Source organism: Pectobacterium versatile, assembly GCF_003932035.1.
Lineage (GTDB): Bacteria > Pseudomonadota > Gammaproteobacteria > Enterobacterales > Enterobacteriaceae > Pectobacterium > Pectobacterium versatile.
This window is the reverse complement of sequence record NZ_CP034276.1, coordinates 3,786,192-3,801,570: the sequence shown is the minus strand read 5'-3', so window position 1 is coordinate 3,801,570 and position 15,379 is coordinate 3,786,192. Positions and strand designations below refer to the sequence as shown.

14 protein-coding genes and 2 pseudogenes are annotated in these 15,379 nt (G+C 50.0%); 13 read left to right on the top strand and 3 right to left on the bottom strand.

Features of this window, described 5'->3' with window-relative positions; genetic code table 11:
- Nucleotides 1-249: 249 nt before the first annotated feature.
- Both EIP93_RS17235 and EIP93_RS17230 read right to left on the bottom strand, forming a co-directional pair.
- On the bottom strand, nt 250-834 hold the full coding sequence (locus tag EIP93_RS17235; RefSeq protein WP_125233024.1) for a putative adenosine monophosphate-protein transferase Fic: 585 nt from the start codon (nt 832-834) through the stop codon (nt 250-252).
- Complete coding sequence (locus EIP93_RS17230) at nt 827-1,318, bottom strand: YhfG family protein (RefSeq protein WP_116586571.1); 492 nt, start codon at nt 1,316-1,318, stop codon at nt 827-829. Before EIP93_RS17230 ends, EIP93_RS17235 begins: the two co-directional genes overlap by 8 nt.
- A 165-nt stretch (nt 1,319-1,483) precedes the next feature.
- On the opposite strand from EIP93_RS17230, the pseudogene EIP93_RS22955 reads away from it, so the two are divergent.
- From EIP93_RS22955 to EIP93_RS17215, 4 genes and pseudogenes are all read left to right on the top strand, one after another.
- Nucleotides 1,484-1,594: pseudogene (locus tag EIP93_RS22955) on the top strand (hypothetical protein); the annotation flags it as partial.
- 54 nt (nt 1,595-1,648) lie between these two features.
- Nucleotides 1,649-1,919: pseudogene (locus tag EIP93_RS22950) on the top strand (IS3 family transposase); the annotation flags it as partial.
- A gap of 88 nt (nt 1,920-2,007) precedes the next feature.
- Nucleotides 2,008-3,258, top strand: coding sequence for a vWA domain-containing protein (locus tag EIP93_RS17220; RefSeq protein ID WP_125233023.1), 1,251 nt, complete (start codon nt 2,008-2,010; stop codon nt 3,256-3,258).
- Nucleotides 3,259-3,588: 330 nt separating this feature from the next.
- Nucleotides 3,589-3,903, top strand: coding sequence for a PTS sugar transporter subunit IIB (locus EIP93_RS17215; protein ID WP_039536088.1), 315 nt, complete (start codon nt 3,589-3,591; stop codon nt 3,901-3,903).
- Nucleotides 3,904-4,134: 231 nt separating this feature from the next.
- Here the strand turns inward: EIP93_RS17215 and EIP93_RS17210 are convergent, their stop codons facing one another.
- Complete coding sequence (locus tag EIP93_RS17210; protein ID WP_125233022.1) at nt 4,135-5,040, bottom strand: LysR family transcriptional regulator; 906 nt, start codon at nt 5,038-5,040, stop codon at nt 4,135-4,137.
- 236 nt (nt 5,041-5,276) lie between these two features.
- On the opposite strand from EIP93_RS17210, the gene EIP93_RS17205 reads away from it, so the two are divergent.
- The 9 genes from EIP93_RS17205 to tssJ all read left to right on the top strand — a co-directional run bounded on the left by EIP93_RS17205 (nt 5,277) and on the right by tssJ (nt 15,377).
- Nucleotides 5,277-6,473 (top strand): MFS transporter, encoded by a 1,197-nt coding sequence (locus EIP93_RS17205; protein ID WP_125233021.1) that lies wholly within the window; start codon nt 5,277-5,279, stop codon nt 6,471-6,473.
- A 13-nt stretch (nt 6,474-6,486) separates the two neighbouring features.
- Nucleotides 6,487-7,515, top strand: a complete 1,029-nt coding sequence (locus EIP93_RS17200) for an alpha/beta hydrolase (RefSeq protein WP_103972369.1) — start codon at nt 6,487-6,489, stop codon at nt 7,513-7,515.
- 935 nt (nt 7,516-8,450) lie between these two features.
- On the top strand, nt 8,451-8,954 hold the full coding sequence (gene tssB, locus EIP93_RS17195; protein ID WP_010282535.1) for a type VI secretion system contractile sheath small subunit: 504 nt from the start codon (nt 8,451-8,453) through the stop codon (nt 8,952-8,954).
- Nucleotides 8,955-8,986: 32 nt separating this feature from the next.
- A complete protein-coding gene (gene tssC, locus EIP93_RS17190; protein WP_095700369.1) occupies nt 8,987-10,465 on the top strand; it encodes a type VI secretion system contractile sheath large subunit in 1,479 nt (492 codons plus the stop codon).
- 5 nt (nt 10,466-10,470) lie between these two features.
- Entirely contained in the window at nt 10,471-10,902 is a 432-nt protein-coding gene (tssE, locus tag EIP93_RS17185; RefSeq protein ID WP_010303156.1) for a type VI secretion system baseplate subunit TssE, read from the top strand.
- Between the two features lie 2 nt (nt 10,903-10,904).
- Nucleotides 10,905-12,671 carry a type VI secretion system baseplate subunit TssF gene (tssF, locus tag EIP93_RS17180; protein WP_103862913.1) on the top strand — a complete coding sequence of 589 codons (1,767 nt, stop codon included), beginning with the start codon at nt 10,905-10,907 and terminating at the stop codon, nt 12,669-12,671.
- Complete coding sequence (tssG, locus tag EIP93_RS17175; protein WP_103862912.1) at nt 12,635-13,633, top strand: type VI secretion system baseplate subunit TssG; 999 nt, start codon at nt 12,635-12,637, stop codon at nt 13,631-13,633. The genes tssF and tssG overlap by 37 nt, the downstream gene beginning before the upstream one ends.
- A 2-nt stretch (nt 13,634-13,635) precedes the next feature.
- Nucleotides 13,636-14,856 (top strand): type VI secretion system-associated FHA domain protein TagH, encoded by a 1,221-nt coding sequence (gene tagH, locus EIP93_RS17170; protein ID WP_103862911.1) that lies wholly within the window; start codon nt 13,636-13,638, stop codon nt 14,854-14,856.
- Nucleotides 14,856-15,377, top strand: a complete 522-nt coding sequence (gene tssJ / locus EIP93_RS17165; RefSeq protein WP_010303144.1) for a type VI secretion system lipoprotein TssJ — start codon at nt 14,856-14,858, stop codon at nt 15,375-15,377. The genes tagH and tssJ overlap by 1 nt, the downstream gene beginning before the upstream one ends.
- Nucleotides 15,378-15,379 lie beyond the last annotated feature (2 nt).

Below are 15,379 nucleotides of genomic sequence, written 5' to 3'. Positions count from 1 at the left end.
CAGAAAAACATATGGGGGCATCATTGGGGGCATGTAGGCAGTTGAAACAGAATATTAGATAATGTTATCAATGTGATATGCGTCAGGTATTGTTCCTATTATCGCACCATAAAATCAATAAATTAGAATCATCCCGATCAGTTCCTGCTAGTGCGTGGGACAAATTTGGGACACAAACACCAAAAACTGCATCGATTTGTCGCGTATGTTCCGTTAACTGATTCGGTGCAAGATGCGCATATCTGGAAATCAGAGAATACTTTTCTCAAAAATATCGGCTAATGGTTGAGTGTTGCCGTGGTATCCGGCCACGTTAGCCGCTAACCATTCCTGAACGCCGATCTCTTCGAAAGAGACGCCATAGCCACAATTGATAATCATATGCTCGAACAATAAACGCTGAGAACGCCCATTGCCTTCCCTAAACGGGTGAATCACATTCAAATCTGAATAGTATTCTGCTAACTGAGTTATCAGAGTCGGGCGTTCAAGGCTTTGTAAAAAATTATCGTTGGATAGCTGAGTAAAAATTTTATTGGCTTCAATTCCAATGCGGGATACGGTGCAAAAACGTGTCTGGCCTTTAGAGATATCGATACGCCGTATTTCTCCTGCCCAATCGAATAAATCCCCGAATATTTTTCCGTGCAACCCACACCAGTAATGCAGGTCGTAAGGCGGTTCTTCAAATTCAATATCGAGAACGGCCAATTCGGATAACTGACGCTCCGCATCGTCAAATTTACTGTCATCGTTTATGCCGAGCTTATTTATCAGAACATCGCTATCAGGATAGGTATAAGGATCTTGCTCTGAGCCGTATTTATCAGACATAACCACCCGCTTTATACATGACAATCAGATTTTTTCTCAGCGCATCCCTTTCCTGCTTGTCAGCGGGAAGCGGCGTATCTTCAACATTGAATCCCTCAAGCCGCATGCTGTCCCGATAGTTTTTGAGCTTCACCTGATTGTAGTAATCACGCTTTTCTTCCAGCGTTACCATACGTGGAGATTGCGTTTTGTCTGGCAACGCTTTTGTCGTGATTTTCCTGTGCTGTTTGAATATCAACAGGTCGGTGTTTTTCAGTTTCTCGATCAACCTTTCTCCGTCACCAAACACGCCCCATGACGAGATAGACAAGGCTTGGCGTTTGCCATTTTTTACGCGTGATATGCTGATATCCATCGTTGACTGGAGCGTGTTTAACACGTCCTGTACTTTTCTTTCAGAGATACCTGTAGCGGTTACGATAGAGTGCGTATTAGGGGAATCCTCTTGTACCAGAGCCGCGAGTACCGCCATTTCATAGCGCATGTGCTTTCACCTTTAATCCGCATATATATGCGATAAAGAGTACCACAATTGCAGCCTGGCAGTATCTTACGTGCATTGGTGCTGTGTCCGTATGTGTCCGATGTTATCTAGTCATATCCGGCTATCAATGTGTATAGACAGGTTAGATAAAGGATTCCTATACACATGCCACTCAACGATATGCAGGTTCGCAGTGCGAAGCCTGAGGAAAAGCCTTATATACTCGGTGACGGTTTAGGGCTGTGTTTGCTCATTGAATCAAGTGGCAACAAAAGCTAGCGCTTCCGTTATCGCTCTTTTAGTCGCGTGATCACTATTGTTGGGTAAGATCAGTATTCTTCAGGGAATTATCAGGTGTTGCTGAGGTGGCATGTTTTGCGTGGCTGCATGAGAGTCAAAAAGTGTTGTTATGATGAGGTCTGCCTGGAAATTTTTTCATTTTCTGAAAATGGAATGTATCCGCTGCGAGTACATTGTCAGTCGAGAAGAGATGAGAACGGTGATGTTTAATTATATCGAGTGAGATTACAATTGCTGGTATCGCCACAGTGCTTGTAGCGGTCTTAGCCCAGAACTATTTGGAAACCAGAACCTCGCTTAGGGCCGTGTTCATTTTACGTGGGTGAAATCAATCAGAGCGTTGCGGGTGGTTTATCTGCACTTTCACTGAATAAACAGGAATGTCTTATATGGAATTACAATCTGGGCAAAATATTGCGTTAAACCAAAGTGCATTACGCATCTCTGTGATGTATCCAAAAACAGCAACATTTCGTAGTGATATCGATGCTTCTGCCTTTATGCTCTCGGCTCAGAATAAAGTGAGAGGAGATAATGATTTTATTTTCTTCAATCAGCCCTCCGCACCGAACGGAAGCCTTAATCTTTCTTCATCAGGAGAAAGTAGCCTCTTTACACTAGACCTGAATCGGATTGACAGCGACATCGTGAAGATTGCAATTACTTTGGTGATCGACGGCGCTGATTCAGTCTCAGGCTTACACCATATTCAACTGAATGTTGAAGGCGTGGCGACGTTCAATGTGCCTCCTCTTGCTGGACGAACTGAGAAGGCGCTGATTCTTGGTGAGGTCTACCGGCACAACAGCGGCTGGAAATTCAGGGCTCTGGGACAGGGCTTTAATGGTGGTCTCGAGCCGCTGGCGATCAATTATGGTGTTGACGTGTCATCTCCTGCACCAACGCCTGCTCCGGCCAAGCCAACGGTCAGCCTGGAAAAACGCATCCAGGAAAAAGCGCCACGTCTTGTCAGTTTGGCTAAAAATGCTAGCGTTAGCCTGATAAAACATAACCTCCAATCTGTTAAAGCGAAGGTAGCATTCGTGCTGGATGCCTCGGGTTCTATGACCAGAGAGTTTAAGAAAGGTCATGTTCAGGCTGTACTGGATCGTATTGCCGTACTGGCTGTTCAATTTGATGATGACGGGTCCATGGACGTCTGGGGTTTTGCTGAGAAGCATCGTAAGTATGAAGATGTGACGCTGGATAATCTTGATGGTTATATCGAGCGAATCCAGAAAACAGGTAAGCGCGGCATGTGGGAGCTGTTGCCGGGATTAGGGGGGACGAATAACGAACCGCCATGTATGACGGAAATCGTTGATTTCTTTGAAGACAGCGAGTTGCCAGTCTATGTTGTTTTTATTACCGATGGTGGTATCAGTAAAACCAAAGCCATTAAAGATGCGATCCGCCGTTCTGCAAATCATGCCATCTTCTGGAAGTTTGTCGGTCTGGGCGGCAGCAACTACGGCATTCTTGAGCGGCTGGATGATTTCACCGATCGCCGAGTTGATAACACTAACTTTTTTCCGATTGATGACTTTGCAAAAATGAGCGATGAAAAGCTCTATGACCTATTGCTCGAAGAATTTAATGACTGGAATCAGGTTGCAAGAAAAGAAGGCATTATCGCTTAACTAGAAGCCCCATTGCCGGGAGCTTCTTATTTTAAAGCCCGAATTGAAATTGCGTCATACGGCGCTATTTCAGAATGTCTTTGATTTTGGTAATTGGGGGGAGATTACGTCTCCCCCAAGCACGATGAAAAATCGGCCAGCTTTCTCCGGTTCGTAAAAGTAGGTGATGTCACCTGCTCGAGAGTTTACTCACTTAGTCGCGTGCTCACTGTTGTTGGGTAAGATCGGAACACCTTCACTCGTCATCTTTATTATATAAACATGAGCCAGTGCGCATTTTCTTATGATTGCAAGGAATAGTGTTTGAGTGGTTCTCTGGAGGACACACTCATGAAAAGATTGCTGATATGTTGCTTATTTGGAAATACGGCCAATACTTTAGCAAAAAAAATGCAGAAAATAGCCGATGCTCAAGATTGTCAAATTACGATCAGCGCAGTAGGCCTTGATAATTTCCCCAGCATTGCGCCTGCTTTTGACTGTTTTCTCGTTGCGCCACACATTCAATATAAGCTCCCCGAACTCAGGAAACTTGTTGGTGGCTCGCAGTCCATGGCTGTTATCGATAGTCTACAATACGCATCGTTTGATGGAGAAAAAGTATTACATTTTGCTCTGAATCATATGCCTGAACTGAGTCATTGAGTTGAGGAACGGTCTGGCTATTTAGGTAAATAACAGCTGGTTGACTTCTGGATGGCAACGTTTGAAATATCGAACAATATAATAACGGAATGGTTAACAGTGTTAAAAAATAAACTGTTCTTTTAGATGTTAACCCTTCCTCATGGGGAGGCCGGACTACCCCTGAGGCCATCTGAGAAGATAGCCTGTAGGTTTGCTCAGTTTCCCCAGTCCCTAGAGACCCTGATGACCCTATCCCCCATATCCCGAACTACTTTCCCGTAATGCATCCACCACCAGCGAGAATGCTGGGGAGGGCTGTTTTCTGCTGGGATAGTAAAGGTAGTAGCCTGAAAATGGGGCGCACCAGGGTTCCAGCACTCTAATCAGGCGTCCTTCCTCAATATGCGGTGAGAATTCCTCTTCCGGCAAGAAGGCGATGCCGAAGCCTGCCAGCGCGGCTTCAACAATATGCTCGGAAGTGTTAAAGGTGAGCTGGCCGTCAACGCGCACGTTCAGGTCGCCGCCATCTTGATCGAAATCCCAGACATACAGCCCGCCGGACGTGACCATGCGTTGGTTAATGCATTGATGTTGAGTGAGTTCGTGCGGCGTGTCCGGAATGGGGTGTTTAGCGAAGTAATCGGGTGATCCCACCGCCGCCATCCGCAACGGCTGACCAATCGGTACCGCAATCATGTCTTTATCTATGGCCTCGCCAAGGCGAACGCCGGCATCGAATCTGTCGGCCACGATATTACGAAAACCGTGGTTCGCATCGAACTCCAGTTTGATATCCGGATACTCGCGCAGTAGCGGGAGCAGCTTGGGTAACAGCGTGGTGCGCAACACGTTGGGCCCGCAGGTGATTCGCACTGTGCCAGCAGGCTTGTCGCGGAGTTCTGTCAGGTTATCCAGCTCGGCTTCTATCTCATCAAAACGATTGCCAATGGCCTGTAGCAATCTTTCTCCGGCAACGGTGGGGGAAACGCTCCGCGTGGTTCGGGTGAGCAGGCGAATCTGCATGCGGTTTTCCAGACCGGTGATGGCCTGGCTGAGGGCGGGCTGAGTGACGCCAAGCTGGGCGGCTGCACGGGTAAAGCTGCCTTCGCGGGCGACAGTAACAAACGAGAGTAGATCATTGAAATTGCGCTTCATTACATCCACCCAGTCTTGATTTATAAATTCTACTTATAAGCCTATTAAGCTTTCATTAGCTAGTCAGAATACGCTACGCGTGTAGAATTTTCATCAACCAATCGCGCTGGCGAATTATGTATTCTCCACCCGCGCGGCTCCATTCATTCTCACTATTTTCGTTTTTATTCCCATGAATAAAGACACGCCGTCGGCTTGCCTAAATTCAGCCAGCCGACGGAAAGAGGTAAAGCGTTATGACCACATTCGTCAATGAGACATCGGCCAGACAGCCCATCGCATACTGGAACGGGGTTCTGGCAATGACGCTGTGCGCGTTTGCTCTGGTGGCATCGGAGTTTATGCCTGTCAGTCTGCTCACGCCCGTTTCACAGGATTTAGGCGTCAGTGAAGGTCTGGCAGGGCAGGGAATTGCGATTTCAGGAGCGCTGGCCGTGCTGACCAGCCTGTCGATCGCGCGCGTTGCCAGAAATCTTAACCGCAAGGCTCTGCTGCTGGGGTTGACGCTGTTGATGGCGATCTCCAGCGCGATCATCGCGCTGGCACCCAACTACATGATCTACATGGCTGGTCGTGCGTTGATTGGGATCGCCATTGGGGGATTTTGGTCGATGTCGGCGGCAAGCGCGATTCGTCTGGTTCCTGTGCATCAGGTGCCGCGCGCGCTGGCTATTTTTAACGGCGGCAATGCGTTGGCGACGGTGGTGGCTGCGCCGCTGGGTAGCTACCTCGGCGCGACAATGGGGTGGCGCGGTGCGTTCTTTTGTCTGGTGCCCGTCGCGCTCATCGCTTTTATATGGCAATGGATCAGTTTGCCTCCAATGCCAGCCGACCGTGATACCCGTCGTGTTGGCAGCGTTTTTCGTCTGTTCCGTCATCCACTCGTCGTCGTGGGTATGGCTGCCTGCGGCCTCTTTTTTATGGGCCAGTTCACGCTCTTTACCTATCTACGTCCGTTCCTTGAAACGGTCACTCATGCCAGCGTTGCTACGCTGTCGATCGCGCTGCTCACCATTGGCGTCGCGGGGTTTATCGGTACGCTGCTGATTGGTTTTTTCCTACGTCATGGTTTTTACCAGACGCTCATCGTTATTCCGCTGTTGATGACGATGATTGCCGTAGCGCTGATGGCGTTTGGCCATCGTACCGAGATGGCGATACCGCTGCTTGGCATCTGGGGTCTGGTTGCTACTGCCGCACCGGTCGGTTGGTGGACGTGGGTTGCCAGAACGCTGCCTAACGACGCCGAAGCGGGCGGCGGGCTGATGGTTGCCGTGGTGCAATTGTCCATTGCGCTGGGCTCCACCCTCGGCGGGCTCGCGTTTGACCACAGCGGTTACCAAAGCACTTTCACTATTAGCGGCCTGTTATTGGTGATGGCCGCCACCCTGACTTTATTGACGTCACGTAAAGATATCCACCCAACCCACTGAGGATGATTCTCCAATGAGAAAGTTAACCATGCTATTAGGGCTGTTAATCAGCTCGTTTGCGGCAATAGGCGCTGATCTGTCTAACGGTGCCGATAATTTCTATAAGAGTGATAACGTTACCCAGCAAAAGGTGACTTTTAAAAACCAATATCAGATGAATGTCACCGGTAATTTGTTTATACCGAAAGGCATAAATCAGAACGCCAAAAACCCAGCGATTGTCGTCGGTCATCCTATGGGCGCGGTGAAAGAACAGAGCTCAAATCTGTACGCGCAGAAACTGGCAGAGCAGGGCTTTGTGACGCTGGCGATCGATCTCTCTTTTTGGGGAGAAAGTGAAGGTAAGCCAGGTCATCTGATTGCGCCGGAAATCTATTCCGACGACTTTAGCGCCGCCGTTGATTATCTGAGTACACAGCGGTACGTTGATGCTGAGAAAATTGGCGTATTGGGCATCTGTGGCAGCGGCAGCTTCGTTATCAGCGCGGCTAAAATTGATCCACGCATGAAAGCGATAGCCACGGTTAGCATGTATGACATGGGATCTGCTGCCCGAAATGGCCTGAACCACACTTTCACCCTTGAACAACGTAAAGCGCTGATTAAATCAGCAGCGGAACAACGTCTTGTCGAGTTTAAGGGCGGTGAGATTGCCTATATTCCAGGCACGGTCAACAAGCTTGATGAATCAACGCCTGCAATCCAGCGTGAATTCTTCGATTTCTACCGTACAGAGCGTGGTGGTTATACGCCACAGGGCGAGAAAGAAGCGCTGACGACCAAACCGATGCTGAGCAGCATGGGTAAGTTCATGAACTTCTATCCGTTCAACGATATCGAAACGATTTCACCACGTCCGATGCTGTTTATCACCGGCGACCAGGCGCATTCGAAAGAGTTTAGCGAAGATGCGTACAAACGTGCTGGGCAGCCTAAAGAGTTGTACCTCGTTCCAAATGCAGGCCACGTGGATCTCTACGATCGTACCGATCTGATTCCGTTTGCTAAGCTGACATCGTTCTTCAAAAATAACCTGAAGTAATGAAAATAAGGGCGTTCTGTCGGGCGCCCTTATTCCACGATATTGCGGATAATCCGCTTCACGATATCTTTTGATGGCTTAATGCTTTTTCCCTCATTTTCCCCTTTCCGTCGCATGCCGAGAATCACGTTCAGTCTGGAATCGTCTTCTGCGGGATAGCTGCCATTTTTTAGCCTGAAAATGACGTTAAAAAGATCATTTCACTATGTCTATCTGTAGTTTTTGTTATGAAATAACGAAAAAATACAATGTTAAGTCATTAGTGCTGCATTGGTGTTTTTTGGTAGTATAAAAACCTAATAATTTTCATTAAATAATAAATGATTGCTAAACTATCTAATATTTATTTCTTAACGTGGAAATAGTTCATTGAGGTAATGGAGGTGTTTGTTCTGTCAAAAGTAAAAAATAGAGGGTAAATAGTTTTACTAAATTAAAATTAATGGGCTATTTGTAAGTGCTAATTTTTATTAGCGCATTAAGTATTTCGTTTTTAACGAAATTAAAAGGCACAAAATATATTCCTTTTCCGCTAATTGAAAATCACAGGTATATTCTTTTTTCTTCTATTTATTTTTGCTTAAGGTTAATTTAATTTGTTGTTTTTAATGTTATTTTTGTTTTAGTGGTTCCATTTACTTGCTCTGCTATATAAGCATTGACCGTGCGTTTGTGTTGTGTGTATGATCTAAACTCAAAATATAAATGTATTTAATTCCTTCTTGGTGTGATTCTTTTTACGCCGATATAAGCCGTAACGTTACGGTTTTATTATGATTTTTAATTCGGTTTTAATTTATTTCATCTCGCTGGTCGAAAAACAAATGCGTTATTTGTTTGCCGAATCGCTGCCGTTCTTATGGATTACGGCGGGCTTTTGGTAGGAATCGACTTTACTTCTCCGGGCCCGAGTGCCCTTACGTTGGTATAGACACATGGCAAAAGGAACTGATGGTGCATCTGTCGCACCAAAGGAACGTATTAATATCAAATATGTTCCGGCCACTGGTGGTCAGCAGGCGGAAATAGAATTGCCGTTGACGCTGATGATCGTGGGAAATATGAAAGGCCGCACAGAGGAAACGCCGATCGAAGAACGTCAGACCGTATCGATCGATAAGAACAACTTTACCTCGGTGATGAAAGAAGCAAATCTGGAATTGAATTTCAGTGTGCCAAACCGCCTTGAAGAAGAAAGTCAGGACGACCTGCCAGTGAAACTGAGCATCGGCGGTCTGAATGATTTCTCCCCTGACCGCATTGCCCAGCAGGTGCCTGAATTACGTAAGTTGCTTGATTTACGTGAAGCGCTGGTCGCGCTGAAAGGCCCCCTCGGCAATATTCCCTCATTCCGTAATCGTTTGCAGGATCTGTTGTCCAGCGAAGAAGCCAGAGAGCAGCTTTTGAAAGAGCTCGATCTGGTAAAACCCGCCGAATAATTGATGTTTATTGACGAAATAGGGAAACGAATATGTCAATAGTTGAAGAACAGGTTCAGGCAGGAGCCGCCAGTGCTTCTGGATCGCTGCTTGATGACATCATGGCTCAAGCGCGTATCAGCCCAGTTGATGAAGGCTACAGCGTGGCTAAACAGGGCATTGCCGCGCTGGTTGCTAACATTCTTGATAGCGGTAACGCAGCAGAACCCGTGAACAAAGCGCTGGTCGATAGCATGATCGTCGAACTGGATAAAAAGCTCAGCAAGCAGATTGACGTGATTCTGCATGCTAAAGAATTACAGGAACTGGAATCTTCCTGGCGTTCTATGAAACTGCTTATCGATCGCACCGATTTCCGTGAAAACATCAAACTGTTGGTGTTGCATGCGACGAAAGAAGAGCTGTTGGAAGATTTCGAATTTGCTCCTGAAATCTCACAGTCTGGCTTCTATAAGCACGTGTATTCCAGCGGTTACGGCCAGTTTGGTGGTCAGCCTATCGGGGGCGTAATCGGTGACTATGCGCTGACGCAAAGCTCACCAGACATCAAGCTAATGCAGTATGTCAGCGCCGTTGGCGCGATGGCGCATGCGCCGTTCATCTCTTCCGTTGCTCCGACCTTCTTTGGCGTGGATCGCTTCACCGATCTACCTTCCATCAAAGATCTGAAGTCCGTTTTCGAAGGCCCGGCCTACACGAAATGGCGTTCACTGCGTGAGTCCGAAGATGGTCGCTACCTGGGGCTGACGGCACCGCGCTTCCTGGCTCGCCTGCCTTATGACCCAGTAGAGAACCCGATTAAGGGCTTCAACTACAAGGAAGATATCAGCACCAATCACGAACACTATCTGTGGGGCAACACCGCCTATCTGATGGGAACGGCGCTGACGGACAGCTTCGCGAAATACCGCTGGTGTCCGAACATCATTGGTCCGCAGAGCGGCGGTGCGATTACTGACCTGCCCGTGCATGTTTATGAAGCCATGGGCCAACTTCAGGCCAAGATCCCGACTGAAGTCCTGATCACCGATCGTCGTGAATATGAAATGGCCGAAGAAGGCTTTATCACGCTGACGATGCGTAAAGACAGCGACAATGCGGCCTTCTTCTCGGCTAACTCGGTGCAGAAGCCGAAGGTGTTCCCAAACACCAAAGAAGGCAAAGAAGCGGAAACCAACTACAAGCTGGGTACGCAACTGCCGTACATGTTCATCATCAACCGTCTGGCGCACTACATCAAAGTGCTGCAGCGTGAACAGATTGGCTCATGGAAAGAGCGTCAGGATCTTGAGCGTGAGTTGAATACCTGGATTAAACAGTACATCGCCGATCAGGAAAACCCGCCGGCAGATGTTCGTAGCCGTCGTCCTCTGCGTGCCGCACAAATCAAAGTGCTGGATGTAGAAGGAGAACCAGGTTGGTATCAGGTCACCATGTCTGTGCGCCCGCACTTCAAGTACATGGGGGCGAACTTTGAGCTGTCGCTGGTAGGGCGTTTGGATAAGGAATAAGACTTATGCCGTCTCTTTCTGCCTGGGAAAGGGGAAACGCGGCAAGTCTGTTTGATCGTATCCGTGGGGAGGAGCGTCGCTCCTCCCCTGAAACGGAAGTTGAAGCACTGATCGAGTCCGTTAAGCGTCAACTGGACAATGTGCTCAACACCCGGCCCGGAAATTGCCGCAGCGCACCTGAGCTTGGCGTGATTGATTTTAATGACGCGACGCAGGGTGGTGCGGACATTCGGGGGAAAATCCGGGAGGCGATCCGACAGTGTATCTGTCGCTTTGAACCTCGAATTGTTCATGTGGATGTCAACACATCGGACTATTTATCGAATCCGATGGAGATGTCGTTTCAGGTTACCGCTCGGGTCAGATTGGAAGATCTGGAGCAGGTTGCCTCTTTCAATATCCATATGGATAGCCACCGCCACTACAGAATGATCTGATTATGTCACTGGAACATTTTTTCAGGGATGAGCTGACCTACTTGCGCCTGCAAGGGCGTGAATTCGCCAAGGCGCACCCTGAGCTTACCCGATTTTTGTCAGAACAAACCACGGATCCAGACGTCGAGCGTCTGCTGGAAGGGTTCGCCTTTTTGACAGGGAGCCTGCGGGCGAAGATCGAGGATGAATTTCCGGAACTGACACACGGTCTGCTGGGTATGCTGTGGCCTAATTACCTGCGCCCCGTACCGAGCATGACGATTATGCAGTTTTCGGTACTCCCCGGTGCGATTGCCCAGCCCGCGTTTGTTGAACGCGGCTGTGAGCTTGATAGCCTGCCGATTGATGATGTGGTTTGCCATTTTCAGACCTGCCACGATGCCTGGATTTATCCGGCGGATATCCGTGATATCAAGGTACAGAGCGGCAACGATCTGTCCACCATTACGCTGGATATTGGGCTGCATGGCCCGCTATCACTAAGCGATCTGCAACTCGACAAACTGCGCTTTTATCTGGGCGGTGATACCTATACGGCCTACGAACTCTACTTCTGGATTGCCAGCCAGCTGTCGCACATTGAGCTGGAAGTCGATGGTCAACGCTTCCGTCAGGAAGCTAGCGTGCTGAAGACGGTCGGCTTTGAGCGGGAAGATGCGCTATTGCCGTATCCCGGCAACGTCTATTCTGGCTACCGTATCCTGCAGGAATATTTTTGTTTTCCTGAAAGTTTTCTCTTTTTCCAACTCGCTGGCGCGGTATGGCCAGATCTCCCGCTGACGGTAACGGAATTCCGTCTGCATTTTTGCTTTGACCGCCCGCTGCCAGCGGAACTGAAGATTCGCCCTGATTCGTTCATGCTCAACTGCGTGCCGGCAATCAATCTCTTCCAGCATGATAGCGAACCGATCAACCTCAGCGGACGTCAGACGGATTACCCGCTGAAGGCCAGCTACCGCAACGCCGATAGCTTTGAAATCTTCTCTGTGGATAAGGTTGAAGGCTGGGTTGAGGGGAATTCCGGCCGTTCGCGGGGCATTCCACGCACCTATCAGCCTTTTGAGAGCTTTCAGCACCAAATCGAACGTGCCAAAGGACGGCTGGCGCTCTATTACCGTATTCGGGTAAGAGAAGCGGTGAACGGCAACGGGTTTGACCACATGCTCTCTTTTGTCCGTGGTGATGAGCAGGAAGTGATTGATTTGGATGAATCCATCTCGGTCACGCTGACCTGTACCAACCGATCGCGTGCGGCGAAACTGCCCGTTGGGTCGATCTGCGTACCCACCGGAAATTCGCCATCTTTCGCGACGTTTCGCAATCTGGTGCGGCCGACGCGACCGCTGCGCCCTGCAATGGATGGCAGCCTGCATTGGACGCTGATCTCCAACTTGTCTCTGAACTATGTGTCGCTGCTGCAGCGCGATGCATTGGTGCAGATCCTGCGTACTTACGATTTCCCGGCGCTGCACGACAAGCAGGCGGAACAAGCCTCGCGTAAGCGTCTGGCAGGGATCGAATCTATTGAAACTACACCGATCGACCGTTTGGTTCAGGGGATGCCGGTTCGCGGCTTGAAATCCATCCTGTCAGTACGGCAATCCGCGTTTTCCAGTGAAGGAGAACTCTATCTGTTTAGTACGGTGCTGGCGCACTTCTTCTCGTTATACGCCAGCGTCAACGCCTTCCACCTGTTGGAAGTCGTCAACATCGATAACAAGGAGCGCTACCGATGGCCGGTACAGATAGGTCAACACTCAATGATGTGACGTTCCGCCAGGATGTCTCACGCTTTAATTTTTTCCAATTGGTGGAGTTGCTTAACCAGCTGGAAGGCGTGGATCTGGAACAAGAGCTGGATTTCCGACCTGAACAAGAACGCCTGCGCTTTCGCTCTACGGCGTCCATCGGTTTTCATCCCAGCGATGTCTTGCAGGTGGGATGCGATGAAGATGGCCGTCAGGAGCTGGAAGTCGCGTTTCTTGGCCTGCACGGCAGCCAGTCACCGATGCCCGGTTATTACCTCGAAGAGCTGGCCTGGGAATACGCGCAGGGCGAACAGAAGCTGGGCGTGTTTCTCGACTTCTTTCACCACCGCTTACTCACGCTGCTGCACCGTGCATGGCGTAAATACCGTTATCACGTCCGCTTTCAGAATGAGGGTGAGGATGGATTCTCCCGCCTGATGTTTGCGCTCGTGGGGTTAGGGAATGACGCCGTACGTGACAGCCTGCCGGTTAACCGCGCCAAGATGCTCTCCTACGCCGGGGTACTCGCCAGCCCCAGCCGTTCCCCGGAAGTGGTCGCGGGCTTGGTTATTCACTGTTTTGACCTGGATGACGTGGCCGTTCTGGCCTGGCAGCACCGTCGCGTGCCGATTCACGAAGGGCAGCAGAACCGTCTGGGCAAAGCAAACATGATGCTGGGCGGTGATTTTGTTATCGGCGACAAAGTGAATGACTGCGCCGGCAAGTTTTTGCTCAAGGTCGGCAATCTCAGCTTTAGCCGCTTTCTCAGCTTCTTGCCCAACGGCGAGCATTTTCAGCCGCTGGTGCGTTTTGTCTCTTTCATTCTTCGCGATCAGTTGGCCTGGGATCTGCGTCTGGGTTTTGCGGAAGGTGAAGCCAAGGGCTTAAGCCTGGGCAGTGAGCAAAGCAGCCGATTGGGATGGAGCAGCTTTCTCGGGCAGCCGCCCGCGGATCCCTATGTGACGATTTGTGTGCAGGAGTAAATGTGAACGTAACCCATCCACTCACGTTAGTTGTGCTCAACAGTGAGCAACTCGATATCAATTCTCAGGTGCAGCACCAGTTCGATCATCGTGGTGGCACGCTGGGCGCGTCGGAAAAAGACCAATGGCAACTGCGGGATAGGCTGGGCTCTGTCGTGCCGGAGCATGCCCGTATCGAAATGACCGATGGTTATTTCAGCCTGTGCGATCTGAGCGGTCAGTCTTTTATTAACGGATCGCTGTCGCCGATTGGGCGCGATCGCAAAGTCATTCTGTCGCATGGCGATGAGCTGGTTATCGGGCCTTTCCGGCTAGGTGTTTACATCGGCGATCCCACCACGGAACAGGATATCGATCAGGTATTAGGGCAGGGCACGGTCGATGTGCTGGGCGGTTGGCTAAGTGAAGATAAAAAAAGGCGCTCAACAGATCTGGCTGACACCACGGTCGTGCTGAATGACCCGCTGTGGGCGCTACAGAAAGAGCAGAGCCAGCCACTCTTGCCATCAGACAGTGAGACGGTCGGAGCCTCGCTCACGACCTCTCTTTCTTCTTTTTCTTCTGCTGAGGACACCATGGATCAGAAATTTGTGGAATTACCGACCATCAACACACCGTACGCGGGAGACGGGCTGGAAGGGTACAGCGATGGCACTTCTCTGGCTCCGCTGATGCGTGGGCTGGGGCTGTCGCTTCAGCCGGGCGATGATGCACGATTGCGCGAAATGCTGGAAGAGATGGGGAAAAGCCTGCGCGCGATGGTTGAAGGCCTGCTGGCATTACAGACGGAACAGGCGGCAATGGCGGACACGCATTTACGCCCGATTGAAGATAACCCGCTGCGTCTGGGGTTGGGCTATGCGGATACGCTGTCGGTGCTGTTTGCCGAAGGGAAAAGCCCGGTACACCTGTCTGCGCCCGCCGCCGTGGAAGAAGTGTTGAACAATGTGCGGGTGCATCACATCGCGAATCAGCAAGCGATTGCCGTGGCGTTGGAAAATATTCTTCAGGCCTTTTCACCTGTCGCGTTGCTTAACCGTTTTGAGCACTATCGCCGCAGCGGCGAACCGCTGGCAGCGGATGACGGCTGGGCGTGGCAGATGTATCAGCACTACTACCGTGAATTAACGTCGCCGCGCCAGCAGGGATTCCAGAAACTGTTCCATCAGGTGTATGTGCAGGCGTATGACCGCTCCGTGCGTCAACAGCAGGAGCAAAAATAATGCTGCGGGCTCTGTGCTTATGTTCCCTGATGTTCCTGCTGTCGGGGTGTACCACGCTGGGCAAAATGGCGCAGGTTGCGGCGAATCCCGATATCCAGGTGGGCAGCAACAATCATCAGCCTTCTACCGTGGGTTTCAGCCTGCTGGCGGAACCGGATGTTAACCCGAACGACAGCGGTGAAGCTGCCCCTATCGAATTCCAGCTGGTTCTGTTAGCGGAAGATTCGCGTCTGTTAGCCACCGATTACGACCAGATCACGACGGATATCGAAAAGGCGTTAGCCAAGAATTACCTCAGCCATCAGGACTACACGCTGTTGCCGGGGCAGTTCAAATACCTGCCGCCCGAAGCGCTGGATGAAAAGGTGCACTACCTCGGCGTGGTGGCGCGCTATGCGGATTCGGAAAGCGCCGAATGGCGCAAAGTCATCAAGCTAAAGAATACCGGGCAGACGTATCAGATCCTCGTGCACCTGCGCAGGGATGAAGTCGAAATCAAAAAAGACCAAGAAGAAGAATAATT